Source organism: Microbacterium sp. WHRI 7836 (genome assembly GCF_040223885.2).
GTDB lineage: Bacteria > Actinomycetota > Actinomycetes > Actinomycetales > Microbacteriaceae > Microbacterium > Microbacterium oxydans.
This window is the reverse complement of sequence record NZ_CP168171.1, coordinates 970,863-996,409: the sequence shown is the minus strand read 5'-3', so window position 1 is coordinate 996,409 and position 25,547 is coordinate 970,863. Positions and strand designations below refer to the sequence as shown.

Annotated in this window: 27 protein-coding genes; 16 read left to right on the top strand and 11 right to left on the bottom strand. The window is 68.7% G+C overall.

The window, feature by feature from the left end; all coding sequences use genetic code 11:
- Window positions 1-18: 18 nt before the first annotated feature.
- The 3 genes from ABRP18_RS04725 to ABRP18_RS04715 form a co-directional block, all read right to left on the bottom strand.
- Window positions 19-1,008 carry a metalloregulator ArsR/SmtB family transcription factor gene (locus ABRP18_RS04725; protein ID WP_113680335.1) on the bottom strand — a complete coding sequence of 330 codons (990 nt, stop codon included), beginning with the start codon at window positions 1,006-1,008 and terminating at the stop codon, window positions 19-21.
- Window positions 1,005-2,150, bottom strand: a complete 1,146-nt coding sequence (arsB, locus tag ABRP18_RS04720) for an ACR3 family arsenite efflux transporter (protein ID WP_374168967.1) — start codon at window positions 2,148-2,150, stop codon at window positions 1,005-1,007. Before arsB ends, ABRP18_RS04725 begins: the two co-directional genes overlap by 4 nt.
- Before the next feature lie 143 nt (window positions 2,151-2,293).
- Window positions 2,294-3,595 carry an NAD(P)-binding domain-containing protein gene (locus ABRP18_RS04715; protein WP_349885630.1) on the bottom strand — a complete coding sequence of 434 codons (1,302 nt, stop codon included), beginning with the start codon at window positions 3,593-3,595 and terminating at the stop codon, window positions 2,294-2,296.
- A gap of 143 nt (window positions 3,596-3,738) precedes the next feature.
- Between ABRP18_RS04715 and ABRP18_RS04710 the strand changes: the two genes are divergently transcribed.
- From ABRP18_RS04710 to csrA, 15 genes are all read left to right on the top strand, one after another.
- Window positions 3,739-4,020, top strand: coding sequence for a helix-turn-helix transcriptional regulator (locus ABRP18_RS04710; protein WP_046747384.1), 282 nt, complete (start codon window positions 3,739-3,741; stop codon window positions 4,018-4,020).
- A gap of 255 nt (window positions 4,021-4,275) precedes the next feature.
- The gene (locus tag ABRP18_RS04705) at window positions 4,276-4,674 is read left to right on the top strand and encodes a hypothetical protein (protein WP_349885629.1); all 399 of its coding nucleotides are present in this window, start codon (window positions 4,276-4,278) and stop codon (window positions 4,672-4,674) included.
- 43 nt (window positions 4,675-4,717) lie between these two features.
- Window positions 4,718-6,418, top strand: a complete 1,701-nt coding sequence (locus ABRP18_RS04700) for a long-chain-fatty-acid--CoA ligase (protein ID WP_349885628.1) — start codon at window positions 4,718-4,720, stop codon at window positions 6,416-6,418.
- Window positions 6,419-6,564: 146 nt separating this feature from the next.
- A complete protein-coding gene (locus tag ABRP18_RS04695) occupies window positions 6,565-6,813 on the top strand; it encodes a flagellar FlbD family protein (protein ID WP_113680340.1) in 249 nt (82 codons plus the stop codon).
- Window positions 6,813-7,622: a motility protein A gene (locus tag ABRP18_RS04690; protein WP_058632702.1), complete on the top strand. Its 810-nt coding sequence runs from the start codon at window positions 6,813-6,815 to the stop codon at window positions 7,620-7,622. Before ABRP18_RS04695 ends, ABRP18_RS04690 begins: the two co-directional genes overlap by 1 nt.
- The gene (locus tag ABRP18_RS04685; RefSeq protein WP_046747379.1) at window positions 7,619-8,428 is read left to right on the top strand and encodes a flagellar motor protein MotB; all 810 of its coding nucleotides are present in this window, start codon (window positions 7,619-7,621) and stop codon (window positions 8,426-8,428) included. The genes ABRP18_RS04690 and ABRP18_RS04685 overlap by 4 nt, the downstream gene beginning before the upstream one ends.
- Before the next feature lie 49 nt (window positions 8,429-8,477).
- A complete protein-coding gene (locus tag ABRP18_RS04680) occupies window positions 8,478-9,410 on the top strand; it encodes a flagellar motor switch protein FliM (RefSeq protein WP_058632701.1) in 933 nt (310 codons plus the stop codon).
- Complete coding sequence (fliN, locus tag ABRP18_RS04675) at window positions 9,407-10,066, top strand: flagellar motor switch protein FliN (RefSeq protein ID WP_046747378.1); 660 nt, start codon at window positions 9,407-9,409, stop codon at window positions 10,064-10,066. Before ABRP18_RS04680 ends, fliN begins: the two co-directional genes overlap by 4 nt.
- A 32-nt stretch (window positions 10,067-10,098) precedes the next feature.
- The gene (locus ABRP18_RS04670; protein ID WP_230977946.1) at window positions 10,099-10,563 is read left to right on the top strand and encodes a flagellar biosynthetic protein FliO; all 465 of its coding nucleotides are present in this window, start codon (window positions 10,099-10,101) and stop codon (window positions 10,561-10,563) included.
- Window positions 10,560-11,375, top strand: coding sequence for a flagellar type III secretion system pore protein FliP (gene fliP, locus ABRP18_RS04665; RefSeq protein ID WP_349885627.1), 816 nt, complete (start codon window positions 10,560-10,562; stop codon window positions 11,373-11,375). The genes ABRP18_RS04670 and fliP overlap by 4 nt, the downstream gene beginning before the upstream one ends.
- The gene (gene fliQ / locus ABRP18_RS04660; protein WP_017828226.1) at window positions 11,372-11,644 is read left to right on the top strand and encodes a flagellar biosynthesis protein FliQ; all 273 of its coding nucleotides are present in this window, start codon (window positions 11,372-11,374) and stop codon (window positions 11,642-11,644) included. Before fliP ends, fliQ begins: the two co-directional genes overlap by 4 nt.
- A 4-nt stretch (window positions 11,645-11,648) precedes the next feature.
- Window positions 11,649-12,410, top strand: a complete 762-nt coding sequence (locus ABRP18_RS04655) for a flagellar biosynthetic protein FliR (protein ID WP_349885626.1) — start codon at window positions 11,649-11,651, stop codon at window positions 12,408-12,410.
- Complete coding sequence (locus tag ABRP18_RS04650; RefSeq protein WP_349885625.1) at window positions 12,407-13,498, top strand: EscU/YscU/HrcU family type III secretion system export apparatus switch protein; 1,092 nt, start codon at window positions 12,407-12,409, stop codon at window positions 13,496-13,498. Before ABRP18_RS04655 ends, ABRP18_RS04650 begins: the two co-directional genes overlap by 4 nt.
- A complete protein-coding gene (locus tag ABRP18_RS04645; RefSeq protein ID WP_349885624.1) occupies window positions 13,495-15,555 on the top strand; it encodes a flagellar biosynthesis protein FlhA in 2,061 nt (686 codons plus the stop codon). The genes ABRP18_RS04650 and ABRP18_RS04645 overlap by 4 nt, the downstream gene beginning before the upstream one ends.
- A 4-nt stretch (window positions 15,556-15,559) precedes the next feature.
- Complete coding sequence (gene csrA, locus ABRP18_RS04640) at window positions 15,560-15,811, top strand: carbon storage regulator CsrA (protein WP_046747374.1); 252 nt, start codon at window positions 15,560-15,562, stop codon at window positions 15,809-15,811.
- On the opposite strand, the gene ABRP18_RS04635 is transcribed toward csrA, so the two are convergent.
- From ABRP18_RS04635 to coaA, 8 genes are all read right to left on the bottom strand, one after another.
- A complete protein-coding gene (locus tag ABRP18_RS04635) occupies window positions 15,812-16,966 on the bottom strand; it encodes a hypothetical protein (RefSeq protein WP_058632697.1) in 1,155 nt (384 codons plus the stop codon). It abuts the gene before it with no gap.
- A complete protein-coding gene (locus tag ABRP18_RS04630; protein WP_113681839.1) occupies window positions 16,963-18,561 on the bottom strand; it encodes a cell wall metabolism sensor histidine kinase WalK in 1,599 nt (532 codons plus the stop codon). The genes ABRP18_RS04635 and ABRP18_RS04630 overlap by 4 nt, the downstream gene beginning before the upstream one ends.
- 208 nt (window positions 18,562-18,769) lie before the next feature.
- Window positions 18,770-19,573 (bottom strand): response regulator transcription factor, encoded by an 804-nt coding sequence (locus ABRP18_RS04625; RefSeq protein ID WP_061018510.1) that lies wholly within the window; start codon window positions 19,571-19,573, stop codon window positions 18,770-18,772.
- Window positions 19,570-20,058: a tRNA (adenosine(37)-N6)-threonylcarbamoyltransferase complex ATPase subunit type 1 TsaE gene (gene tsaE / locus ABRP18_RS04620; RefSeq protein ID WP_058632694.1), complete on the bottom strand. Its 489-nt coding sequence runs from the start codon at window positions 20,056-20,058 to the stop codon at window positions 19,570-19,572. The genes ABRP18_RS04625 and tsaE overlap by 4 nt, the downstream gene beginning before the upstream one ends.
- Window positions 20,055-21,161 carry an alanine racemase gene (gene alr / locus ABRP18_RS04615; protein WP_061018508.1) on the bottom strand — a complete coding sequence of 369 codons (1,107 nt, stop codon included), beginning with the start codon at window positions 21,159-21,161 and terminating at the stop codon, window positions 20,055-20,057. Before alr ends, tsaE begins: the two co-directional genes overlap by 4 nt.
- On the bottom strand, window positions 21,158-21,517 hold the full coding sequence (locus ABRP18_RS04610) for a holo-ACP synthase (RefSeq protein ID WP_017828216.1): 360 nt from the start codon (window positions 21,515-21,517) through the stop codon (window positions 21,158-21,160). Before ABRP18_RS04610 ends, alr begins: the two co-directional genes overlap by 4 nt.
- Window positions 21,518-21,611: 94 nt before the next feature.
- Window positions 21,612-23,459 carry a glutamine--fructose-6-phosphate transaminase (isomerizing) gene (gene glmS, locus ABRP18_RS04605; RefSeq protein ID WP_113681837.1) on the bottom strand — a complete coding sequence of 616 codons (1,848 nt, stop codon included), beginning with the start codon at window positions 23,457-23,459 and terminating at the stop codon, window positions 21,612-21,614.
- Between the two features lie 62 nt (window positions 23,460-23,521).
- Complete coding sequence (gene coaA / locus ABRP18_RS04600) at window positions 23,522-24,475, bottom strand: type I pantothenate kinase (protein ID WP_046747367.1); 954 nt, start codon at window positions 24,473-24,475, stop codon at window positions 23,522-23,524.
- Window positions 24,476-24,525: 50 nt separating this feature from the next.
- On the opposite strand from coaA, the gene ABRP18_RS04595 reads away from it, so the two are divergent.
- A complete protein-coding gene (locus tag ABRP18_RS04595; protein WP_349885623.1) occupies window positions 24,526-25,470 on the top strand; it encodes a Ppx/GppA family phosphatase in 945 nt (314 codons plus the stop codon).
- The last annotated feature ends 77 nt before the right edge of the window (window positions 25,471-25,547 follow it).

Sequence of the window (25,547 nt, the reverse complement as noted above, 5' to 3'; positions counted from 1 at the left end):
TCCAGGTGAGAGGTCTTGTCAGTTGAGGAGTTCGTCGACGAGCGCACGCACGCGTTCGGCGATGTCGTCGCGGATGGCTTCGACGCCTTCGCGCGACGCGAGGGCAGGATCTCCGACCGCCCAGTCGTCATACCGGACGCCGGGGATGATGGGACAGACATCACCGCACCCCATGGTGATGACGACGTCGGCTGCACGCACGGCGTCATCAGTGAGCGGCTTCGGGAAGCGCTCTGCAGCCTGGTCGCCTTCGATCTCTGCGAGAAGCGAGCGGACGTGCGGGTGGACGACGTCGGCGGGAGCGGAACCCGCAGAGCGTGCGACGACCTTTCCGGCAGCCAGCTGGTTCACGAGAGCGGCAGCGAGCTGTGAGCGCCCCGCGTTGGCGACGCAGACGAAGAGCACCTGGGGTGCTGCAGCCTCGCGGTCGCGGGTCAGGTCCGCGAGCCGTTGACGGGCGAAGCGCTCAGTCAGCGGAACGAGTGCTGAGGTGACGCGTGCGGTGCGTGCGAGCGCGGTGTAGGACTCGCGGACGGTGGTGAGGACGACGTCTGCTTCGAGTTCGGGAACTTCCGCTGCGAGCTCCTCGGCGAGACGGGTCACCCGTGCGTCGAAGTCCGGTCGCAGTGGACCGTCGTCGTCTATGCTTCCGGGTGCGACAGAGGCGGGGGCGAAGGAGTCCAGCAATGCGGTGACGGCCCCGCGCCTGGTCGGGTTGATGCGGTACCAGACCCAGGTTCCGCGTCGTTCGGAGGTGAGGACATCGACGTCCTTGAGCACCTTGAGGTGATGGGAGACCGTCGGCTGCGAGACATCGGCGAGCTCGGCGAGGTCGCACACGCACGACTCGCCGCGCGGGTCGGAGGCGATGGCCGACAGCATCCGCAGGCGCAGCGGGTCCGACAGCGCCTTCAGGGTGGCCGCCACTGAGGAGGCTGCTTCCAGACCGATGGCATGGGTGGCGACGGGACTGCAGGTGTCAGTGTCGGTCGCAGCGGTGACGTTCATGACGGCATCCTTTCAGCGGTGTACGGGTCGGTGTGGAACCAGCGGCGGGCCGCCCAGAGGGAGACGTACACGAGCCCGACGAGAACCGGGACCTCGATCAGCGGGCCGACGACGCCGGCGAGGGCCTGCCCGGACGTCGCTCCGAACGTGCCGATGGCGACGGCGATGGCGAGCTCGAAGTTGTTGCCGGCCGCGGTGAATGCCAGGGTCGAAGAGCGGGCGTAACCGAGTCCGAGTGTCTTCCCGGTGAACAGGCCGATGAACCACATGACCGCGAAGTAGGCGAGCAGGGGAAGCGCGATCCGGGCGACGTCCCACGGGCGGCTGGTGACCTGTTCCCCCTGGAGGGCGAACAGCAGCACGATGGTGAACAGCAGCCCGTAGAGGGCCCAGGGACCGATCTTCGGCAGGAAGCGGTCTTCGTACCAGTCGCGCCCCTTCGCACGCTCTCCGATGAGGCGGGAGGCGAAGCCGGCGATGAGGGGGATGCCGAGGAAGATCAGCACGTTCAGTGCGATCTGCCAGACCGAGATCTCCAGCCCCTGCGAGTCCAGCCCCAGCCAGCCGGGGAGCACGGTGAGGTAGAACCAGCCCAGCAGCGAGAACGCGACGACCTGGAAGACCGAGTTGATGGCGACGAGGACTGCGGCCGCTTCGCGGTCACCGCAGGCGAGATCGTTCCAGATGACGACCATGGCGATGCAGCGCGCGAGCCCGACGATGATGAGTCCCGTGCGGTACTCGGGCAGATCGGGCAGGAACGCCCAGGCGAGGACGAACATCAGCGCAGGGCCGACGATCCAGTTGAGCACCAGCGACGAGATGAGCAGCTTCTTGTCACCCGTGACGGCGGCGACCTTGTCGTAGCGGACCTTCGCGAGGACCGGGTACATCATCATGAGCAGGCCGAGCGCGATGGGAACGGAGATCCCACCGAGCTCGAGGCCGGCCAGGAGATCGGAGACGCCCGGGATGAGGCGGCCGACGAGGATACCCCCGACCATGGCCAGGCCGATCCACAGCGGCAACCACCGATCCAAGGTGGACAGACGCCGAGCGGCCGGGGCTGTGGTGGGCACGGTTGCGGTGCACCCCGCAGGGCCGGACCCGATGATTCCAAGCTCAGCTTCTTGTATCGACATGCGTCTATATTGACATTCATAAATATAGAACGCAATCGCTGCTCGGGGAGTTCATCTGCCGGGCACCCTGGCAACCTGACTCGTCGGTTGGACACGGAAGGGCGGGCCTCCTCTGAGGAGTCCCGCCCTGCCGCCACCGGAAATCAGCCGACAGTGACGGGCCGCGCGCCGATCCGGATAGCCGAGGGAGCCGCACAGCAGCTGCCCGCGTCGTCGTCGAAGTCGCCGGATCCCCCGCACACGCCGGTATCGGGGAGGACGAGCTCGCTGCGCCCTGCGGCCTCATGATCTCCCACGAGGTGCGCGGCGACACTTCGCACCTGCTCGAAGCCGGTCAACGCGAGGAACGTCGGCGCCCGGCCGTAGGACTTCGCGCCGACGATGAAGAACCCCTGCTCCGGCTGCGCGAGCTCTCGCGCTCCCGTGGCACCCACGGATCCGCAGGAGTGGATGTTCGGGTCGATCTCGGACGCGATGCCAGCGACCGCCTCGAGCGCGGGATCGAGATCGATCCGGAGCTCTCGCAGCACCTCAGTGTCCGGCCGAAAGCCCGTGAGTGCGAACACGCGACCGACACCTTCCACCTCGCGCCCGTCTTCGGCGACCACGGTCAGCCCGTCAGCGGTCTGCCGGAACGCGGCGACCCGGAATCCGGTCACCAGCTCCACGACACCCGCGTCGACCATCTTGCGCGCGCGAGAGCCGAGCGCGGCCCGTTCGGGAAGCTCATCTCCGGCGCCGCCTCCGAAGACGTTCGTTGCCGCCCCCCTACGGAGAATCCAGGTGACGCGGGTGCCAGGGGCCCGTCGTGCCAGCTCACTCAATCTCAGGACGGCGTGCGCGGCAGAGTGCCCCGCTCCCACGACGACGACGTGCGACCCCGCGAGCTCTGACACATCGGCCGGGATGCGGTACGAGATCAGATCCGATGCTGCGGCCTCCCCGAGGGCGGGATATCCATCCGCTCCCGCCGGATTCGGAAGAGCCCAAGTGCCGCTCGCGTCGATGACAGCGCGAGCGAGAACTCGCGACTCCTGTCCGTCCGCACTGACCGTATGCACGACGAAGGGCTGGCCCCTGCGCCCGCCCTCGACGACCTTGTCACGGCCGTGACGAGCGACTCCGGTGACGGTCGTCGCGTAGTGGATCCGCTCACCCAAGGCATTCGCCAGAGGCGCCAGGTAGCCGTCCACCCAGTCGGCACCGGTCGGATATCCCGACACCGGTGCAGCCCAGCCGGTCGTCTCAAGAAGACGACGTGCTGCAGCGTCAGTGAGCTCCGGCCAGGCCGAGAACAGGCGCACGTGCCCCCACTCGGAAACCGCAGCAGCAGGCCCCTCACCACGCTCGATCACCATCACGTTCTCGTCGCGTTCGACGAGATGCGCCGCGGCGGCGAGGCCCTGCGGACCCGCTCCGACGATGACGACAGGTAGCTCAGACATGACATCTCCTCACATTGACAAAGTTCAATATGAAGACTGTCGCTCACCTATCGAAGATTGTCAATACGTGGCAGACTAGATCCGTGAGCGTGTCAACGACAATCGAAGCGACATCCTGCTGCGTTCCGCCAATAGCACCCTCGATGACCGTCGAGGATGCGGAACGCGTTGCCCGGGTCTTCAAAGCGCTCGGCGACCCCACGCGCGTCCGACTGTTGTCGCTCATCGCCGCCGGAGCTGGCGGAGAAGCGTGCATCTGCGACCTGACCGAGCCTGTGGGACTCTCGCAGGGCACGGTGTCCCACCACATGAAACTGCTCGCGGAAGCGGGACTGGTCACGCGAGAACAGCGCGGCAAGTGGGCGTACTTCGCTCTGAACGTCGACGCGATGGATGCGGCTGCCGCTGCTCTCCACGCGGTCTGAGCACCTCGATCGTCAGAGCTCGCGGAGCTCCGAGGTCATCTCCCCGCCGGCGTCCCCCGTGTTGACGGTCCCCTTCGGCTCCAAGAGGATGGCGTGCACTTCTTCGTCGGCTCGCGGGCAGTGCTCCACACCCTTCGGCACGAGCCGGCGTCACCGAGGCCCCTTCCATAGGTCACGGGCTTCCGCCAGGGCCGAGCTGATCCGAACACCCCGCGCTCCCCCGGTACTGTCGTATCCGGAAGAACGGAGCCGGAGATGAACGCCCTCGACGCATTCGGCACCATCGCCGAGGTCTTGTCCTGGATCGGGCTCGGCATCGGCCTGCCCCTGCTCGTCATCGTGCTCCTGGTGAAGATGCATGACGGCTCCTGGCTGCCTCAGGAGGTCGTCATCGTCGAGGAGCAGGATGGCCGGGCACGCGCCCGCTGGTTCGCGGCCGGCGATTTCCGGGAACGCCCGCTCCACTCCGACGAGTCCGTCCACTGGCGCGGACGTGAGGATGTCGACGCGTTCGTCAGCGCGCGTCACCCCGGCCTGATGCGTTTCGAGCCCCGACGACCGCTGCTCCATGCCTTCCAGGTGCTCGGGATCACTCTGGCCGCGGTCGGAGGCTGTGCGGTCGTCCTCTCCGTCGTCCTGCTGTTCGTCGGCTGAGGCACGGAGTCGGCACACAGTGTTCGCGGGCAGGATGGAAGACATGTCCGCATCACCGCTCGCCGCACGTCCCTGGCTCGATTCCTATGCGGACGGCGTTCCCGCCGAGATCGAGGAACCATCGCAGACGCTGCCCGAGATGCTCGCCGCGAGTGTCAAGGCGTTCTCTCGACGACCGGCGCTGGACTTCTTCGGTGCCGTCACGTCGTACCGTGACCTCGGCGAGCAGGTCGAACGGGCCGCCGAGGGATTGCGTCGGCTCGGGGTCGGCGCCGGCGACAGGGTGGCCCTGGTACTGCCCAACTCCCCGCAGCACGTCGTGGCGTTCTATGCGATCCTCCGGCTCGGGGCGATCGTGGTCGAGCACAACCCGCTGTACACCGCACGCGAGCTTCGCCACCAGTTCGAAGATCATGGGGCGCGGGTCGCCGTCGTGTGGGACAAGTCCGCCGACACGATCGCTGGATTCCCCGCCGACGTCAGGGTCGAGCACATCGTGAGCGTCGACATCACCGAGGCGATGCCGCTGTCGAAGCGCCTCGCTCTCCGTCTGCCTCTGCCCAAAGCCCGCGAGGCCCGCGCAAAGCTCACCGGCACCCCGAAAGCGCGGCACCTGATCGCGTGGAAGCAGCTCGCTGCGCACCGACGCATCTCACGCCGAGTGCCGGGGCCGACCTTGGACGACACCGCACTCCTGCAGTACACCAGCGGCACGACGGGCGTCCCGAAGGGAGCGATCCTCACCCACTCCAACCTCCGAGCCAATGCGATGCAGGGGCGGGCGTGGGTGCCCGGACTCGTCGACGGCGAGGAGACCTTCTACGGTGTGCTGCCGCTGTTCCACGCGTACGGCATGACTCTGTGCCTGACCTTCGCGATGAGCATCGGAGCGCGGCTGGTCCTGTTCCCCGCGTTCGACCTGGGCCTGGTCACGGCTGCGGCACGGACGACGCCACCCACGTTCCTTCCGGCCGTGCCGCCGATCTACGACGCTCTCGCCCGCGCAGCCGCCCGAGGGACCATCGACCTCTCGACCGTGCGCTTCGCCATCTCCGGAGCGATGAGCCTCCCTGTCGCGACGGTGAAACGCTGGGAGGAGGCGACCGGCGGCCTGCTCGTCGAGGGCTACGGCATGACGGAGAGCTCGCCGGTGGCGCTCGGCAACCCGATGGGCCCGACACGTCGCCCCGGCACCGTCGGTGTGCCCTTCCCGAGCACGGAGATCCGGATCGTGGACCCCGCTGACCCCGATGTCGACCTGTCCGCCGGCGATCCAGGGGAACTGCTCGTGCGCGGCCCGCAGGTGTTCCGGGGGTACTGGCGTCGTCCGGGTGAGACGGCCGACGCGCTGCTGCCCGACGGGTGGCTCCGCACAGGCGACATCGCCCAGGTCTCGCCCGACGGCTTCGTGACCATCGTCGACAGGCTCAAGGAACTCATCATCACGGGAGGCTTCAACGTGTCGCCGAGCGAGGTGGAGGATGCGCTCGTCGCCCACCCCGATGTCGAGGCCGCAGCGGTCGTCGGTCTCCCCAAGCCGCACGGTGGAGAAGAGGTCGTCGCGGCAGTGGTGCTCCGCGACGGAGCTGCTCTCGAGGTCGATGCGCTGCGCGACTTCTGCCGCACCCGGCTCACGCCCTACAAGGTGCCGCGACGGATCACGGCCGTCGACGACCTCCCCCGGTCCCTCATCGGCAAGGTGCTGCGGCGCCAAGTGCGCGACCAGCTGCTCGCCGACCGCTGAGTCCGCTGAATCCTGGCATCGATCACCGACGGCGAGCCCGCCTAACGCGCAACGCCGTCCGGCCGACAGTCACCCCCGACAGCCCAGGACGGGCCGTCGGGTCTGTGCTCTTCGGAACGCGGACGGATCTTTCCAGGATGGAGCCCATGATCGTCCTCACGCGCCTGAACCGTTCGCGGTTCGCGGTGAATCCCGACCTGATCGAACGTGTCCAGGCAACGCCGGACACGACGCTCATCATGGTCGACGGTGCGACCTTCGTCGTCACCGAGACGATGGATGACGTGATCGCGCAGATCACCCGGTTCCGCGCCGGGGTGCTGGCAACCGCCGCCGCCCTGATCGCCGCAGCGGGAACCGATTCCGCGGCCCCCGCTTCTGAGGTCGGTCTCTGATGGATCCGTCTCTCATCCTCGGACTGATCCTCGCGTTCGGCGCCCTGATCGCCATGATCAACCTCGAGGGCGCGACCCTCGGATCGCTGCTGATCCCCGCCCCGATGGTGCTGGTCTTCGGAGCCACGATCGCCGTCGGCATCGCGAGCGGCACCATGCGCGATGCGCTGCATGCGGTCAAATCGCTCCCCCGCGCGTTCCGCGGTGAGCGCCGCACCGCGTCGAGCATGATCGACACGGTGGTCGGCTACGCCGAGAAGGCGCGTGCCGAAGGGCTCCTCGCCCTCGAGCAGGGACTCGAGGACGAGAAGGACCCGTTCCTGCGCCAGGCACTGCAGAGCATCGCCGACGGCACGGACGCGGAAGACCTGCGCACGCTGCTGGAGGACGAGCTCACCTCGACCGCCGCCCGCAACCGCACCGCCTCACGCTTCTACATGACGCTCGGAGGCTTCGCGCCAACGGTCGGCATCATCGGCACCGTCGTCTCCCTCACGCACGTGCTCGAGAAGCTCGACAAGCCGGACACCCTCGGTCCGATGATCGCGACAGCATTCGTGGCGACGCTGTGGGGTCTGCTCTCGGCAAACTTCATCTGGCTGCCCATCGGCGGTCGCCTGCAGCGGCTCGGCGAGCTCGAAGTCGAGCGCATGACGGTGCTCATGGAGGGCATGCTCGCGGTCCAGGCCGGCGCTCCGCCCCAGTTCGTGAACGAGCGTCTGCGAGCGCTGGTGTCCGAGCGTCCCTCTGCCCGATCCGGCCGGAAGGCCCGCACCTCAGCAGCCGAGGAGACGGAGCAGGCGTCATGAGCGTCCGTGCCCGTCGCCGCGTGCCGCAGGAGGAGCACAGCGGTCCGGACGAGCGGTGGATGGCGTCCTACATGGACATGGTGACCGTGCTGATGTGCATGTTCATCGTGCTGTTCGCCATGTCGACCGTCGACCAGGAGAAGTTCGAGGCTCTGAGCGCTTCTCTCGCCACGGGCTTCGGGCAGGAGCCGTCCGACGAGATCGACGCCACGACGGGCGTGGTCGTGCCCCCGGAGCTGGTCGACGAGAAGGGCGAGGACTTCGCCGACGTCGACCTGGCCGCCGCGCAGACCGAGTTCAACGAGCTCTCGGCGCTTCGCGAGCGTCTGCGCCAGGTGCTCGCCGACAACGGTCTCGAGGCCGATGTCACCTTCACGATCGACGAGCGCGGCCTCACGATCGGGCTGGTGAGCGCGGAGACGTTCTTCGACACGAACAGCACGACGCTCAGCGACAAGGCGCTCCTGGTCCTCGATGCGCTCGGCTCCGTACTGGTCACCACCACCAACGAGATCTCGGTCGAGGGCCACGCCGACGTGCGTGGGTCGGTCGCCCCGTACCCGACGAACTGGGAGCTCTCCGCCGGCCGCTCGACGCAGGTGCTGCGACACCTCGTGGAGGCCTCGGGTCTTCCCCCCGCCCATCTCAAGTCGGTCGGCTTCGGCGACACGCGTCCTGTCGCCGCCGGAGATGCACCGGACGCACTGGCCCAGAATCGCAGGGTCGACATCGTGGTCCTGTCCGATGCGAACGAGGAGGTGCGAGCCCTCATCCCCCAGGCCCAGGCGGGGAAGCCGGCCTCCTGAGCACCCTTCCCTCCTAACGCACGCCGATCACCGCCCGATAGTCCGGTTCGTGGTGATCGATAACAGCGTGCGCTCCGAAGTGCGCGCGGGGACGACGGCGAAGGCCCCCGAAGTCGAGGTGTACGACTTCGGCCGTTCCGCGACCCTCTCCCGCGAGCACACCCGCGCCCTGGAACTCGCCTTCGAGACGTTCTCGCGGCAGTGGTCGGCGCAGCTGTCGGCGAAGATCCACGTGCGGGCCACGATCGCGGTCGAGCACGTCGGGATGATGACCTACGGCGAGTACGCCCAGTCCCTCCCCACCACGACCACCATGATCGTGTGCGCGCTCCCCGAATCCGAAGAGCGCCTCATCGTGCAGCTACCCACCTCCGCCGCGACGGCGTGGATCGTGCAGATGGTCGGCGGCCGGGCATCGACCGCCTCGGAGGACCGCACCTTCACCCCGATCGAGCAGGCCCTGATCCGCTCGTTGATCGTCGACGCGATCGACCACCTCACCGGGGCGCTCGATGGTCTGCTCCCCGTCGGCGTCTCGTTCAGCGGTATCCAGTACAGCTCGCAGTTCGCGCAGGTCGCGGCTGCCGGTGAGCCCGTCATCGTCGCGCGGTTCTCGATGCGTCTGGCTGGTCGCACGGTGCCGACGAGCGTGATGCTGCCCGCCTCGGTGCTCGCGGGATTCACCGTGCGTCCCTCCGACCTCGAGCGCACTGCCGCACCCGACCGGATCCGCCGCCAGGTCGAGGTGGCACCGGTCGAGGTGGCTTTGCGGCTCGCACCCCGAACGGTGCTGCCGCGCGAGGTGCTCGATCTCGCTGTGGGCGACATCATCGCCTTCCCGCACTCCGCCGACCGTCCGATGGTCCTCACCGTCGGCGATCAGACCATCGCGACCGCTGCCGTTGGCAGCGCGGGCGCGCGGCTGGCCTGTGTCGTCACCACCACCGTCCCCGATCCCGCATCCGCCGAGGAGTCCGCGTGAGCAGCACCACCACCTACGAGTCCGCCGTCGCCGCCGCCTTCGCCGCATCGCTCCCGACGCCCTCCCCGCTCATCGCACGCGCCTCCCAGGTCTCGGGCGACACCGGCGACGCCGTGATCGTGCAGTTCGTCGGCGAGGCCAGCGCCCAGCTCGCCGTGCAGCTCTTCGAGCCGGAGATCCTGGTCGACGGGCTCGGCGGCACACCGCTCACCGATCGGTTGCGCGATGCCCTCGAGACCGCGACCAGCGCACTGGGCTCCGGCGCTCTCGGCGAGGCCGCCGTGGGCGATGCCTCCGCCCTCTTCGCGGACCCGGCTGTGCAGCTGTTCGATCTGCAGGACGACGCCGACCACACGGTCGGACGCCTGGCCGTCGTCGTCACCCGCGCGCCGGCAGGAGCCGCGAACCCGTCCCGCCGGCTGCACCGCATCGCCGGCGTCGAGATGGAGCTCACCGTCGAGATCGGCCGCACCAGGATGGCGGTGCGCGACGTGCTGGACCTGGAACCCGGACGCATCGTCGAGCTCGACCGCTCCGCCGGCGCCCCCGCCGACATCAAGCTCAACGGACGCGTCATCGCCCATGGCGAGGTCGTCGTGGTCGATCAGGACTACGCGGTGCGCATCACCCGCATCCTCGAGAACGTCGAGGCCTGACCCTGGACGACCTCCTGCTCGGCCTGCGGGTCGTGCTCTCGCTCGCCGCAGTACTCGGAGTGCTGTGGTTCCTGCAGCGCCGTGTCGCGCGCACGCAGGCCCGTCGTCGCGACAGTGAGGCGATCACGGTGCTCGGACGCCAGGGGGTCGGCCCGAAGGCGCAGATCGTCGTGATCCAGACCGAGGACGCCCGATACGTGCTCGGCGTCACGGAGCACGGCGTGAACGTCGTCGATCGGCTGCCGGTCAAGCGGACCGACACCTCGGAGGAGACACCCCGCCCGGCATGGTCGCCGGCGACCACGGAAGCGGCGTCCGACGCCGCGGAGTTCGACCGGATCCTGGCCGCGGCGGCCCTGACGGAATCGACGGACATCCCTCCGGAGTCATCGGCGCCGCAGCGCCGTGTGCGGCACCGCAACGATCCGCTGCGCGGCTCCATCCTCTCCCCCGAGACGTGGCGGCAGACCGCCGAGGCCATCCGGCGCACCCGATGAGCGTCACCCGTGGGGTCGTCGACGGGCGCGCGCTGCGACGAATCGCGCTGATCCTCGCCGCGGCACTCGCACTCGTCGTGGTCCTCACCCTCATCACGGGCACGGCCGCCCACGCACAGGTGACCCCGGACGATCAGGGCGAGGGCGTCACGATCGACATCAACGGCGTCGACGGCGGTCCGTCGGGGTCGATCCTGACCCTGCTGGGCATCACGCTGCTCTCGGTCGCCCCCGCGTTGCTGCTGATGATGTCGTCGTTCACGAAGATCTTCGTCGTGCTGGCGATGACCAGGAACGCCCTCTCGTTGCCGACCATCCCCCCGAACCAGGTGCTGGCGGGGCTGTCCTTCTTCCTGTCGCTGTTCATCATGTGGCCGGTGCTCACCGAGATCAACACGGTCGCGGTGCAGCCCTACATCGACGGCTCGCTCTCGTTCGCACAGGCCATCGACGTGGGCCAGCTGCCCCTGCAGGAGTGGATGCTCCGCTTCACCCGCGAAGAGGACCTCGCGCTCATGACGCGGATGGCCGGCCAGCCCAACCCCGAGGACCCCTCGAGCGTCCCGATGTACACGCTCATCCCCGCGTTCATGATCTCCGAGCTGCGCGCGGCGTTCATCATCGGCTTCGTGATCTTCATCCCGTTCCTGGTGATCGACCTCGTCGTGGCAGCGGCGCTGATGTCGATGGGCATGATGATGCTCCCGCCCGTCATGATCTCGCTGCCGTTCAAGATCCTGCTGTTCATCCTCGTCGACGGCTGGGGGCTCATCATCAGAGCCCTCCTGGAGAGTTACGGAGGGGTCGGATGAGCCCCGAGGCGGTCATCGACATCGGCACGCAGGGACTGATCATCGCGGCGAAGCTCGCCGCCCCCGTCCTGGTCACCGCGCTCGTCGTCGGCTTCGCGATCTCGCTGTTGCAGTCCATCACCCAGGTGCAGGAGGTGACGCTGTCGTTCGTCCCGAAGATCGTCGCCGTCGGCATCGCACTGTTGATCGCCGGCAACTGGATGATCGCCGAGATGATCGCCTTCACCAACGAGATGTTCGCCCGCATCCCCTCGCTGTTGAGTGGATGACGGCGTGTACATCCCCATCGATTTCGCGTGGCTGGAGGCCACGATGCTCACCGCGGTGCGCATCACGGCCTTCATCATGATCGCTCCGCCGTTCTCCTACGGGGCGATCCCGGTGCGCGTGAAGGCGATGCTCGCGATCGGGCTCTCCCTCGCCGTCGGCACCGCCGTCGCCCCCGGGTACGAGAACCTCGACACCGGTCCCTTCCTCGGCGCGCTCGTCCTGCAGCTCGTCACGGGTGCCCTGCTGGGGTTCCTGGTGCTGCTGTGCTTCTCCGCGCTCCAGGCCGCGGGGAGCCTGATCGACGTCTTCGGCGGGTTCCAGCTCGCGCAGGCGTTCGATCCCCACTCGATGGTCAACGGCGCGCAGTTCACCCGGCTGTTCCACATCACCGCGCTCACGCTGCTGTTCGCCTCGGGCGGGTACCAGCTGATTTTGGCCGGGCTCGCGCGGAGCTTCGAGGCCGTGCCCGTCAACGGTATCTTCCAGGTGGCCGGTCCTGCCGAACTGCTCGTCGACGGGGTGACGCAGCTCCTGCTGGCGGCCGTGCAGATCGCCGGACCGCTCGTCCTCGTGCTGTTCCTCGCCGATGTCGGGCTCGGGCTCATCACCCGTGTCGCCCCTGCCCTGAACGCGTTCGCGATGGGCTTCCCGGTGAAGATCCTGCTCACGCTGCTGCTCGCCGGAGCCGTTTACGCCGTGCTCCCCGGCATCGTCGACGCCCTCGCCGCCAACGCCCTGCGGATGATGCAGGGGGTGCATCAATGAGCGGGACCGACACCGGCGAACGCAGCGAGAAGGCGACGGACAAGCACCTCAGCGAAGCGAGGAAGAAAGGACGCCTGTCACGCAGTCAGGACCTCACGGCCTGGCTCGGCATCGGCGCGGCGGCCGTCACGATGCCCGCCGCGTTCGCGCTCGGTGCATCGGCGGGGACGGAGCAGCTGCTCACGCTCGACTCCCTGGTCGCGGCGCCGACGCCGGAGGCCGCGCTCGCAGCGCTCGGCCGCGGCCTGGCCTCCGTGCTCCCGACGCTCACCGTGATGCTGACGGCCGTCGCGATCGTCACCCTGATCGGCGCGGTCATCCAGGGGGGTGTGCACCTGCGCCCTCTGACGGGCCGCTTCGAGCAGTTCAACCTCGTCAACGGCGTGCGCCGCGTGTTCGGCATGCAGGCTCTCTGGGAGGGCGCCAAGGCCCTCATGAAGACCGCCGCCATCGGCATCGCCCTCTGGTTCGTGATCGCGAGCCTGATGCCCGTGCTGACCGCGAGCGGGGCGCACTCCGTCACCCGACTGCTCGGCACCGCGAGCGAAGGCACGACCGCCCTGCTGCAGACCGCGATCGGCGTGGGGCTGGCCCTCGCCGCGATCGACATGTTCGTGGTGATGCGACGCAACCGCAAGCACACGCGCATGACCAAGCGCGAGATCCGCGACGAGAGCAAGAACTCCGAAGGCGATCCGCTCATCCGCCAGCAGCGCCGTTCACGGCAGCTCGCTGTCAGCCGCAACCGCATGATCGCGGCCGTCGCCGGCTCCGATGTGGTGGTGGTCAATCCCACCCACATCGCCGTGGCACTGCGGTACGAACCCGGCAGGGCTGCGCCCAAGGTGGTCGCGAAGGGCAGCGGCGTGATCGCGGAGCGCATCCGCGACGAGGCCGTGCGCGCCGGTGTCCCACTGGTGCGCGAGATCACCCTCGCCAGGGCTCTGCACGCCGCCTGCGAGCTCGGGCACGAGATCCCCGAAGACCTGTACAACGCCGTGGCCCGTGTGCTCGTGTTCGTCGACTCGCTGCGACGACGCGGGGCCGCCCGCGGCATCCACTCCCTTCCCTACCGGAGGACCGCATGAGACAGCTGCTTCCCAAGCTCGGAGTGCCGATCGGCGTCGTGGGCATCATCATGCTCCTCGTCGTGCCGGTGCCGCCGTTCCTGCTCGACATCCTCATCATCCTGAACATCATGTTCGCGCTCGTGATCCTGCTGACGTCGATGTTCGTGAAGAAGCCGCTCGACTTCTCGGTCTTCCCCTCGCTGCTGCTCGTGGCGACGCTGTTCCGCCTGGGGCTCAACGTGGCCTCCACCCGTCTGGTGCTCGGCGAGGCGTATGCGGGGCAGGTGATCGAGGCCTTCGGCGCCATCGCGGTCGGCGGCTCGCTCATCATCGGCGCCGTCGTGTTCCTCATCCTCGTCGTCATCCAGTTCGTCGTCGTGACCAAGGGTGCGGAGCGCGTGGCCGAGGTCGGCGCACGATTCACGCTCGACGCGATGCCCGGCAAGCAGATGGCCATCGACGCCGACCTGAACGCCGGACTCATCACCGATGCGGAGGCCCGCGAGCGCCGCGCCGAGGTGGCGGCCGAGGCCGACTTCTACGGAGCCATGGACGGTGCGTCCAAGTTCGTGAAGGGCGACGCGATCGCCGGTCTCGTCATCATCATCATCAACATCGTCGGCGGCATCGCCATCGGGATCGTGCAGCACGGCATGACGATCGACGAATCCGTGAGCACCTACAGCCTGCTGACGATCGGCGACGGTCTGGTCACGCAGATCCCCGCCCTGCTGATGGCCGTCTCCACCGGCATGATCGTGACCCGCTCCACGGCGGAGGCGGAGATGGGGACGGCGGCGTCCGCCCAGCTCGGCCAGTCCCGCAATGCGCTGATCATCGCCGGATGCGCCGCGATCATCATGTCGCTCATCCCGCACATGCCGATGCTGCCGTTCGTCGCGATCGGCGCGACGCTGCTGCTGATCGCGCAGCGGATCAAGGCCACCCAGAAACGCGAAGAGGCGGCTGCGGTGCAGAGCCCGTCGACGGTTCCGACCGACCAGCCGGAGGAGCTCATCGAGAAGATGCGTGTGCATCCGCTCGAGATCCTGCTCGCCCCCGACATCGTGGATCTGGTCACCGGGGGCCCGGACGACCTCCTCGCACGCGTGAAAGCCCTCCGACGCCGTATCGCCCTCGATCTGGGGCTGGTCGCGCCACCGGTGCGCACCCGCGACAGCATCGAGCTGCCGCAGGCGACCTACGTCATCCGGATCGCCGGGGTCGAGACCGGTCGCGGTACGGCACCCGTCGGGTCGGTGCTCGCGCTCGGACAGGGGCTGGACAGCCTTCCCGGCACGGCGACGCTCGACCCGGTCTTCGGTCTCGAGGGCAAGTGGATCCCCATGGAGATGCGCCACAGCGCAGAGTTCGCCGGGGCCACCGTGATCGACCGCGCGAGTGTGATCATCACGCATCTCTCCAGCGTCATCCACGCCCACGCCGCTCGACTGCTCAGCCGCGAAGACGTGCGCCAGCTCACCGACGCCCTCAAGCAGGTCTCGCCCGCTGCGGTCGAGGAGCTCACCCCCGCTCTGCTCTCGCTGGCAGAGGTGCAGCGCGTGCTGCAGGGCCTCCTGGCGGAGCGGGTCCCCATCAACGACCTCAGCCGCATCTACGAGGCTCTCGCGTTGCGGGCCAGGGTGTCCACCGAGCCGGAGGGCCTGATCGAGGCCGCCCGCGCCGCCCTCGGCCCGGCGATCGCCGCCCGTTTCGCCGATGCCGGAACCCTGCGCGTCGTCATGATCAACCCGCTGCTGGAGCAGGCCATGCTCGAGAGCCTGCGCTCGAGCGACGAGGGCAGTCAGATCGTGTTCGATCCGCAGCGTATGGAGACCGTGATCGAGTCCGTGAAGCACGCCGTCTCCTCGGTGCGGGAAGGCGGCGAGCCGGTACTCGTGTGCGCACCCTCGCTGCGACCGGCCGTGCGGCGCCTCGTCTCCGCGCAGACCGACGGCCTCCCCGTGCTGTCGTACAACGAGGCGACTGCCGCGGCTCTCACGATCGAGACGGTGGGCGTCGTGCACGACATCCCCGCACCGGCGGTCGGCGTCGTCCCCGCAGCACTAGGCTGAACGAATGCTGGTGTTGACGAGGCGGATCGGTGAGAGCGTGCGCATCGACGGCGACATCGAGGTCACGCTGCTCGAGATCAAGGGCGACAGCGTGCGCATCGGCGTGAAGGCGCCGCGCGAGACGCGCATCCAGAGGACCGAGATTATCGAGGCCGTGGTCGCCGAGAACGTGTCGGCCGCCGCCGAGACGGGTGACGACGCCGAAGGCGCGATCGTCGCTGCCCTCGCGCGAGGACGAGAGACCCGCACGCGGTAGTCAGCCCGCCGGTCGCACGCCGATCAGGTCGTCCGCGTTGGCGCGCTTCCACTGATCGCCGCCCGCCGCCCTGGCTCTGACCGCGGCCCGGTCCGCCGCAGCCCGCAGCAGGTCGTAGTCGTAGCCGACGACGGACACGGGCGCCCAGCCGATGCTGGCGGAGGAGCGGATACCACTCGCGGAGGCTCCCCTCTCGAGCATGGCGATGCGGGTGAGCATGGCGCGCAGGTGATACCGCACCGCTTCGTCGCTGCCACGGATGATCACGACGGCCCGCCCGTCCTCGATCCGATCGGCGTCCGCCGATGCCGGCAGAGCGTCCTCGATGTCGTCGTGGAAGCGATCGACGATGCGGGCGAACTCCGCTCCGGTCGATGCTTCGCGGAGGTCGACCGGATCGTCGAGTCGGATGTCGAGGACCGACCACGGCTGGTCGTTCTGCGCTTCGGCCTTGCGCAGACGTCTGCGGGCGCGATCCGCCCCGTCGGTGCTGCGACCGGCAGCGGCCTTCTCCCCCACGCGCACCAGCAGCACGAGGGTGAAGGCCGCGCAGGTGCTCACCACGAGGGTCCCGACGGCGTTCATGCCGCGCAGCGCGCTCAGTTGCTCCTGGGTTCCCGCACCGCCCACGACGAGGGCGGAGGCGGCGCTCACGACCGCCACGACCACGAATCCGCACGAGGCGAGAGCCAGCGGCAGCACGATGTCCCTGGCCACGGGTCGTCCGCGCAGGAGCTCGTACGCGACCATGCCGGCGAACACCCCGCTGACGAGGAAGACGACGTGGAACGTGGGCAGATACCAGGGCGTCTCGGTCGTCGCCACGAGAAGCACGGGGGCGGCCACCAGGAAGGGGATCACCGCCCACCAGGATGCGCGGCGACCGAAGTGCAGCCGCAGTCCGATCCACACCAGCGGCTCGAAGCACAGCATCAGCGCAGAGGCCGCGGCGCGCAGCATCTGCTCATCGGTCTGCTGCCCGGCCAGCCACAGGTAGGCCCCGAGCATCCCGAGCCCGAACGCGCCGGCCCAGGTCACCGTCGCGCGGCTCGGGCGGGCGAGTGTGCCGAGCCCCACCACCAGCGCTGTCAGCACGGTGACGACGGCCACCATGCTGGTGGTGATGTCGACGCTCACCGGAACGAGCGGACTCATGTGTGCTTCTCCTTCGCTCGGTGATGCGGGAACCGCAGTGTCACCCTGGTTCCGGTGCCGGCCTCGCTGACCACATCGATGGTGCCCTCGTGGGCGGCGACGATCTCCCTGGCGATCCCCATCCCGAGCCCCGTTCCGCCGATGCCGGCGCGCATCGCGCTGTCCGCACGGAAATAGGGCTCGAACACCCGCGAGAGGTCTTCGGGAGACATCCCCGTACCGTTGTCGGAGACAGCGAGTTCCGCGTACCCATCGGGCCCTGTCGAGAGGTCCACGGTGATGATCCCTCCGGCGGGGGTGTACTTGACGGCGTTGCTGAGCAGGTTGTCCAGCACCTGGCGCAGGCGGAAAGCGTCGCCGGAGACGACGAGTCCGCCCTCCCCCTCCACGGTGAGGGTCTGTCTGCTGCCGGCGATGAGCGGTGAGTACGAAGCGGCGGACGCCTCGACGAGTTCGCGCAGGTCCACAGGGGCGAACGGCTCCGGAGCCGTGTGGCTCGTCTGCTCCAGGATGCTCCCGACGAGCTCCTGCATGCGATCGCCCGCGTGCGCGATGATCTCGAGCTGAGCGGGCACCCTGCCCGGGAGATCCTCGCGTTCGCGCAGCAGCTCCACGTGGCCGATGATCGCGGTGAGCGGGTTGCGCAGCTCGTGCGAGACGACCGCCGTGAACGCCCTGCGCTCCTCCTCGGCCTCGAGCATCGCGGTCACATCATCGATCACGACGAGAGTGATGTCCTCCCCCTCGCCGGCCGTGGCCATCGGCTGTGTGCTCACCTCCAGCGCCCTCCACTGTCCACCGCCGTCGAACAGCCAGACCCGCTCGGACTGCAACGTCTCTCCGCGCGCCGCCCTTGCCAGCGTCGTGCGCGTCTGCGGCACGGCATGGCCGCGACGCGCGTCGTACTCGACCGAGGCGGAGGGCAGAGCGGCGCCGAAGCGGTCGCGCCCGTACAGAGACCTGTACGCGTCGTTCATCTGCAGGATGCGACCGGACGATGTGACGACGACGAGCGCGGCGCCCAGCGCGTCGACGATCTGCGTGACCCTGCGCTGGTTGGCTTCGGCGCGCTCGGCCGCGCGATTGACCTGCTCCGACCGCCGTTGGAGAAGTCGGCGTGCCGCACGAGAGCGCTGAGCGCCGATGCGCACCGTGACGCCCAGGAACCCGAGGGTGATCACGAGCGTCAACAGCCGCAGCAGGATGTCCGCCGGAGTGCCGTTCTGATCCGCGAAGACCACGAGGGTACCGCTGATGAAGGCGATGCCTCCGAGCACCCACGGCAGGGAGAAGTAGGTCGCCAGCCAGACCACGGGGAAGACCCAGAGGAAGCCCAGGCGGATGTCGGGCGCGTTCGTCGTGAAGCCGACGGCGAGGGCGTCCAGGAGCGGGATGGCAGCCACCGCGCTGTGCGGGAGTCGATGCCAGGGCACGGCCAGGGTCACCAGAGTGGTCACGACGACGAGGGCGATCCCCGTGACGATCAGAGGGTTGGCGAAGGTCTGGGGCTTGAAGGCGGTGATCATCACCACGATGGCGACGATGCTGCCCATGAACACCAGTTGCCATCGCCAGATCGAGACGGTGCGGATCATGCTCTTCGCCCGCCCTCCGGTCGATCCTCAGCTTTCCCGCAAGATTACTCAAAGATCGGTGCAGCCCGCTCTTCGGGCGGCCTCGCACCCCTAGCATTCTGAGTGGGGCCGAAACTGCGACTGGGGAACAACGCAGACGCCGGGGCCAGGCGAGTGGGGATTCGCAGGCATCCGGGGCCGCGGCTGGGGAGCCGCGGCTCCGCCCCGGTCAGTTCGTTTCGATCGTTGCGGGGGTCAGGCGGTAGCCGACCCCGCGCACGGTCTCGACGTAGCGAGGGGCGCTCGTGCTGTCACCGAGCTTTCGCCGCAGGTTGGCGATGTGCGTCTCGATCGCGCGCTTGTCCGGCTCGCTCACGTAGTCGCTCGAGCCCGGGGGAAGGCCGCGCAACCCCCGGGCGAGCTCGGCCTTGCTGCATACGCGCTGCTTCGCCTCGAGCAGTGCGGCGAGCAGATCGAACTCGGTCGGGGTGAGGTCGATCCGCCGTTGCCCGATCAGGACCATCCGCGTGTCGAGGTCGAGGCTGAGGTCCCGGTGCACCCGCCCACGCCAGGTGAGCACGGTCGCGCCGTCGGCCACGGGCTCGGGTTCGACCGGAGCACGCAGGCTCGACGCACTGCGGACGTCCGGCAGTCGAGGACGACGCAGGAGCGCCTCGATGCGGGCACGCAGCTCGCGCGGGCGGAACGGCTTCACCAGATACTCGTCGGCACCGGAGGTGAGCCCCAGAACCACGTCGGACTCGTCGGAGAGCGCCGAGAGCATGATGATGAAGGTGTCGCTGACTCGACGGATGCGCCGCGCCACCTCGAAGCCGTCGATGCCGGGCAGGTTGATGTCGAGGGTCGTGATCACCGGCTGGTGCCGCTCGACGGCCCCGAGACCGTCCACACCCGACCCCGTGAGGATCGTCTCGAAGCCCGCCGCGAGGAAGACCTCGTCGAGCAGAGAGCGCACACCGGGATCGTCCTCGATGATCACGGCGACCAGGGCGCGGACGTCCCCCGAGCTCACGAGGCGCTCTCGCGCGTGATCGTGACGAAGCGCGGCGCGTCGGCATCCAGCTCGGACGGGTCGACATCCGCCGCTCCGACGGGCCGTTCCACCTCGATGTCCCACCACGAGTCCGCCAGCTCCTCGGCCATGCCACGCCCCCACTCGATCACCACGACGGACCGCTCGAGGTCGAGGTCGAGGTCGAGGTCGTCGAGCTCAGCAGCCGAGCCGAGCCGGTAGGCGTCGACGTGCACCAGTGATGCTCGGCCGACCAGGGAGGGATGAGTGCGGGCGATCACGAAGGTCGGGCTCTGCACCGGTCCGCGCACCCCCAGCCCCTCGGCGAGACCGCGGGTGAAGGTGGTCTTCCCCGCGCCGAGAGGACCGGTCAGCACGAGCAGGTCGCCCGCCTCGAGCTGCTCGCCGATGCGCAGACCCAGCTGCTCCATCTCCTCGGCGGTGGCGATCTCCCGGCGGCCGAGGAAGGCGGGATCCACGCTCACGACGTCCTCCGAGGCACCCGGGGGCCGATCCGGGTGACGATCTCGTAGTTGATGGTGTCGGCGGCTTCGGCCCAGTCCGCAGCCGAGGGCACCCCGAGGGTGGGGTCGCCGAACAGGACCACCTCATCCCCGATCGATACGGGGGTGTCCCCGACGTCGACGATGAACTGATCCATCGCGATCCGTCCGACGTTGAGGAACCGGCGCCCGCCGATCGAGACCGGAAGCTTCCCCGAGGCGTTGCGGGGCACCCCGTCGGCGTAGCCGAGAGGAACGAGCACCAGGGTCGTGTCGCGGTCGGTGCGATGGTCATAGCCGTAGGAGACTCCGGTTCCCGCCGGCACGCGACGGACGGCGGCGATCGCGCCCCGGAGGGTCATGGCCGGCCGCAGCCCGAGTTCCGCTGAACTGCGGTCGTCGAAGGGCGAGAGGCCGTAGAGTCCCACGCCGATGCGGACGGCGTCGAGGCGCATCTCGGGCAGGTCTATGGCTGCTGCCGTGGCGGCGATGTGTCGGATCTCGGGATGGACGCCGAACGACGCAGCGGTGGCGACCCCCTCTTCGAATTTCGCGAGCGCCGCCCTGTCGTCGTCCACGGAGGTGTTGGAGAGATGGCTGAACAGTCCCACGATGCGCAGGCGCCCGATGCGCTCGAGCCGCGCCGCCTCCGCCAGCACACGTCCCCAGTCCGCCGGGGCGATACCGTTGCGCGACAGCCCGGTCTCGAGCTTCAGGTGCACTCCGACCGGTCGGTCGACAGCGGCTGCCGCGCCGGCTGCCTCGAGCTGATCGAACGAGGAGATCCCGACTTCGATGTCCTGTGCCGCGGCGTGCTCGAACCTCTCCCCCGGCGCATGCAACCACGCCATGATCGGCGCGTGCACGCCCTGTCTGCGCAGCTCGAGCGCCTCGGGGATCTCGGCGACGCCGATCCGCGTGGCACCGGCCGAGAGGGCGGCCACCGCTGCCGAAGCCGCACCATGACCGTAGGCGTTGGCTTTCACGATGGCGATCACCTCGACGCCGGTGAGGCGCCGGAAGTGCCGCACGTTGTCGGCGATGGCATCGAGATCGATGGTCGCTTCTCGGAACGGGACGGTCACAGCGGTGCTCCTTCGGCGACGACGAACGCCGCGGCGAGGCCGGCGTCATGGGTGAGAGTCAGATGCAGTGTGAGGATGCCCCGTTCCTCGACGACGGCGGCCGTCGACCCGGAGAGCACGAAGTGCGGGCGACCGGAGGGTTCCGAGGCGATCTCGATCTCGGTCCAGTGCACACCGTCGGATCCGCCCAGAGCCTTGATCAACGCCTCTTTGGCGGCATAGCGCGCGGCGAGGGAAGGCAGACGTAGCGTGCGCTCCGACGGGGCGAAGAGGCGCTCGCGAAGTCGCGGCGTCCGCTCCATCGTCCGCTCGAACCTCGGGATGTCCACGAGGTCGATGCCGGTTCCGATGATCACCCGTTCAGCCTACCGAGCCTGAATCCCGTTGAAATCGCCCAAATGGCTCCGTTTCCGCTGGAAACGAAGCCATTCGCGCGAATCGGAGGCCGGTCTACTCGACCGTCACCGACTTCGCGAGGTTGCGCGGCTGGTCGACGTCGAGTCCCTTCGCCGTGGCCAGGGCCATCGCGAAGATCTGCAGCGGCACGACGGCGAGCAGCGGCTCGAACATCGGGCCGGCGAGCGGGATGCGGATGACCTCGTCGGCGAACGGCAGCACGGCCGCGTCGCCCTCCTCGGCGATCACGATCACCCTGGCACCGCGCGCGCGGATCTCCTGGATGTTCGAGACGACCTTGGAATGCACGAGCGCCGAGTGACGCGGCGACGGCACGAGCACGAACACCGGCTGCCCCGGCTCGATCAATGCGATCGGACCGTGCTTGAGCTCGCCGGCGGCGAAGCCCTCCGCGTGGATGTAGGAGATCTCCTTGAGCTTGAGCGCACCCTCGAGCGCGATGGGGTACCCCACGTGCCGGCCGAGGAAGAGCACCGAGCGCGTGTCCGCCATCCACCCGGCGAGCTGCGTCACGTGCTCCTGCTCGCTGTCGAGGACCTTGGCGATCTTCTCGGGGAGCGCTGCGAGCTCCGCTGCGTCGAGCGAGGCGTCGGCCACGGCACCGCGGACCCGGCCCATGTGCAGCCCCAGCAGCAGGAGGGCGGTGATCTGTGCCGAGAACGCCTTGGTCGAGGCCACGGCGACCTCGGGCCCGGCGTGCGTGTAGACCACCGCATCCGACTCGCGCGGGATGGTGGCGCCCTGCGTGTTGCAGATCGACAGCGTGCGTGCACCGCGTTCGCGGGCGTACTTCACGGCCATCAAGGTGTCCATCGTCTCCCCCGACTGGCTGATCGACACGACCAGGGTGTCGGCACCGATCACGGGGTCACGGTAGCGGAACTCGTGTGCGAGCTCGACGTCGACGGCCACGCGCGCCCACTGCTCGATCGCGTACTTGCCCACCAGCGCCGCGTAGGACGCCGTGCCGCAAGCGGTGATGATGACCCGGTTGATGCCGACGAAGAGCTCGTCGAGCCCGTCGAGCTCCGGGATCACGACCTGACCGTCCTGGATGCGGCCGCGGATGGTGTTCGCCACCGCCTCGGGCTGCTCAGCGACCTCCTTGGCCATGAAACTCGACCATCCGCCCTTCTCGGCGGCTGCCGCGTCCCATGACACGTCGAAGGGCTCCGGCTCGACGGGCGTGCCGGCGAAGTCGGTGACCGTCACGGAGTCCGGGGTGATCGAGACGATCTGGTCCTGACCGATCGCGAGCGCCTTGCGGGTGTGCTCGATGAAGGCGGCGACGTCGGATCCGAGGTAGTTCTCGCCCTCGCCGAGCCCGATCACGAGCGGAGAGTTGCGACGAGCGCCGACGACGAGGCCCGGGTGGTCCTGGTGCATCGCCAGCAGAGTGAAAGCCCCTTCCAGGCGGTTCACGATGCTGCGGAAGGCCAGCTGCAGGTCGCCGCCGTTGCCGGCGTACTCCCGTCCGAGCAGGGCTGCGGCGACCTCGGTGTCGGTCTCGCTGCGGAACACCACACCGTCGGCGAGGAGCTCGTCACGCAAGGCCGAGAAGTTCTCGATGATGCCGTTGTGGATGACCGCGAGCTTGTCGTCATCGGCCAGGTGCGGGTGCGCGTTGCCATCGGTCGGACCCCCATGCGTCGCCCAACGGGTGTGCCCGATGCCGGTCGAGCCGTCGGGGAGCGGGGCATCGGCGAGCGAGTCGCGCAGGATGGCGAGCTTGCCCGCCTTCTTGCGCATCCCGAGCGTGCCGTCGCCATCGATGACCGCGACACCCGCAGAGTCGTATCCGCGATACTCCAGGCGTGCGAGGCCTGCGAGAAGGATGTCCTGGCTGGGGCGCGGGCCCACGTATCCGACGATTCCACACATGGGATCAAGAGTAAGGCGCGTTTTTTGCGAGTCGTCCGTACAATCGGGTGCCGGCGGCCGCCTCAGAGCTTGCGCAGGAGCACGCTCTCCACGTCGTGATCCGCGCCCTTACGCAGCACGAGCCGCGCACGGTGCCGGGTGGGCATCACGTTCTCGACGAGGTTCGGCATGTTGATCTCGTTCCAATATCCCAGTGCAGTGGTGATCGCCTCCTCGTCGGTGAGGTGCGCGAACACGTTGAAGTACGACGATGGGTTGCTGAACGCGGCCTGACGAAGGGCGAGGAAGCGATCGACGTACCACTTCTCGATATGCGAGGTGTCGGCGTCGACGAAGATCGAGAAGTCGAAGAGGTCGCTCACGGCCACGTCGTTCGGCGCGGGCGGCGGCTGCAGCACGTTCAGGCCCTCGACGATGACGACGTCGGGGCGGCGCACCACCACGTTCGCATCCGGGACGATGTCGTAGCGCATGTGCGAGTAGAAGGGAGCACGCACCTCGGCGGCACCGCTCTTGACCTCGGTCAGGAACTCGATCAGGGCGCGGCGGTCATAGGACTCGGGGAAGCCCTTGCGGTCCATGATGCCGCGGCGCTCGAGCTCCGCGTTCGGGTAGAGGAACCCGTCGGTCGTCACCAGTTCCACCCTCGGGGTCCCCGGCCAACGGCTCATGAGTTCGCGCAGCAGGCGCGCGATGGTCGACTTGCCCACGGCGACAGACCCGGCGACTCCCACGACGAACGGGGTGGTGGTGTCGTCCTCCTGGAGGAACGAAGAGGTGGCGGCACCCAGTCGCTTCGTCGACGTCGCGTACAGGCTGAGCAATCGGCTCAGCGGCAGATACACCTCGCGCACCTCGGTGAGCGAGAGGCGATCTCCGATGCCGCGCAGCTCGACGACCTCGGTCTCCGTGAGTGGCTGGTCGAGTCCGGCGGCGAGGCGCGCCCACTCCGCACGCCCGATCTCCCGATACGGAGACAGCGGCAGCGTGGGGTCGGCGGTGGTCACGGGGTCCATCGTATCGGCGCGCTCACGGCGCGATGTCCGCGGGAGAGTATTCTCATCCCGTGCGCCTGGGAGTCCTCGATATCGGATCCAACATCGTCCACATGCTCGCGGCCGACGTCCGCCCCGGTGGACGTCCGCTCGCGACGACGAGCGACCGGACGGTGCTGCGCCTCATGCGCTACCTCACCCCCGACGGGTCCATCGCGGAGGAGGGCGTCGTCGCGCTCGAGGCCGCGGTCGCGCAGGCCCGAAGGGTCGCGGAGAGCGAGCGCGTGGATGCCCTGCTCGCCACGGCGACGAGCGCGGTGCGCGATGCCCGCAACGGCGCCGACGTCATCGCCCGCATCGAAGCAGCGCTGGGACAGAGTCTCCAGGTGCTCGACGGCGAGACCGAGGCGGAGCTGACCTTCCTCGCGGTCCGTCGCTGGTTCGGCTGGTCGGCAGGTCAGCTCCTGCTGCTCGACATCGGCGGCGGCTCACTGGAGATCGCAGCGGGAGCCGAGGAGCTGCCGGACGCTGCGGTCTCGGTCCCCCTGGGCGCGGGGCGCATGACCGTACAGTTCCTGCCGAACGACCCGCCCGGTGAGACGGACGTGGAACGACTGCGCGAGCACGCGACGGCGACGCTCGCGGAGGTGCTGCCGAGGTTCGTCGCTCTCCCCCGCCCCGATCACGTGGTGGGCTCGTCCAAGGCCATCCGTTCCTTGGCCCGATTGGTCGGATATCCGGCCCAGGGATGGTCGGGGAGCGAACGGATGCTGCTCCCCCGCACCGCTCTCGGATCGTGGATCCCCCGGCTCGCACGTCTGCCCGCGTCCGCCAGACAGGAGCTGCCCGGCATCACCCCGGATCGGACGTTCCAGATCGTGGCCGCGGGCGTGTCTCTGCATGCGGCGATGACCGCCCTCGACGTGGACGAGCTCGAGGTCTCACCATGGGCGCTGCGCGAAGGCGTGCTGCTGCGCTACATCGAACAGCTGAACTGGAGCGACTCCTCCCGTTGAGCGGTGCGTGACATCGGATGAACATCCTCTGTTGCCCGCCCGGTCCGCGCCGGTATCCTCTGATCAAGCGAGCACCG

Bases quoted from the DNA above. Each gene is read 5' to 3' on its own strand.
- ABRP18_RS04685 (WP_046747379.1), top strand. From the start codon at position 7,619: ATGAGCGTCCGTGCCCGTCGCCGCGTGCCGCAGGAGGAGCACAGCGGT.
- ABRP18_RS04705 (WP_349885629.1), top strand. From the start codon at position 4,276: ATGAACGCCCTCGACGCATTCGGCACCATCGCCGAGGTCTTGTCCTGG.
- ABRP18_RS04635 (WP_058632697.1), bottom strand. From the start codon at position 16,966: ATGAGTCCGCTCGTTCCGGTGAGCGTCGACATCACCACCAGCATGGTG.
- fliQ (WP_017828226.1), top strand. From the start codon at position 11,372: ATGAGCCCCGAGGCGGTCATCGACATCGGCACGCAGGGACTGATCATC.
- arsB (WP_374168967.1), bottom strand. From the start codon at position 2,150: ATGTCGATACAAGAAGCTGAGCTTGGAATCATCGGGTCCGGCCCTGCG.
- ABRP18_RS04650 (WP_349885625.1), top strand. From the start codon at position 12,407: ATGAGCGGGACCGACACCGGCGAACGCAGCGAGAAGGCGACGGACAAG.
- ABRP18_RS04630 (WP_113681839.1), bottom strand. From the start codon at position 18,561: ATGATCCGCACCGTCTCGATCTGGCGATGGCAACTGGTGTTCATGGGC.
- ABRP18_RS04695 (WP_113680340.1), top strand. From the start codon at position 6,565: ATGATCGTCCTCACGCGCCTGAACCGTTCGCGGTTCGCGGTGAATCCC.
- ABRP18_RS04700 (WP_349885628.1), top strand. From the start codon at position 4,718: ATGTCCGCATCACCGCTCGCCGCACGTCCCTGGCTCGATTCCTATGCG.
- glmS (WP_113681837.1), bottom strand. From the start codon at position 23,459: ATGTGTGGAATCGTCGGATACGTGGGCCCGCGCCCCAGCCAGGACATC.
- csrA (WP_046747374.1), top strand. From the start codon at position 15,560: ATGCTGGTGTTGACGAGGCGGATCGGTGAGAGCGTGCGCATCGACGGC.
- coaA (WP_046747367.1), bottom strand. From the start codon at position 24,475: ATGGACCCCGTGACCACCGCCGACCCCACGCTGCCGCTGTCTCCGTAT.
- ABRP18_RS04715 (WP_349885630.1), bottom strand. From the start codon at position 3,595: ATGTCTGAGCTACCTGTCGTCATCGTCGGAGCGGGTCCGCAGGGCCTC.
- ABRP18_RS04690 (WP_058632702.1), top strand. From the start codon at position 6,813: ATGGATCCGTCTCTCATCCTCGGACTGATCCTCGCGTTCGGCGCCCTG.
- ABRP18_RS04725 (WP_113680335.1), bottom strand. From the start codon at position 1,008: ATGAACGTCACCGCTGCGACCGACACTGACACCTGCAGTCCCGTCGCC.
- fliP (WP_349885627.1), top strand. From the start codon at position 10,560: ATGAGCGTCACCCGTGGGGTCGTCGACGGGCGCGCGCTGCGACGAATC.
- ABRP18_RS04645 (WP_349885624.1), top strand. From the start codon at position 13,495: ATGAGACAGCTGCTTCCCAAGCTCGGAGTGCCGATCGGCGTCGTGGGC.
- ABRP18_RS04710 (WP_046747384.1), top strand. From the start codon at position 3,739: ATGACCGTCGAGGATGCGGAACGCGTTGCCCGGGTCTTCAAAGCGCTC.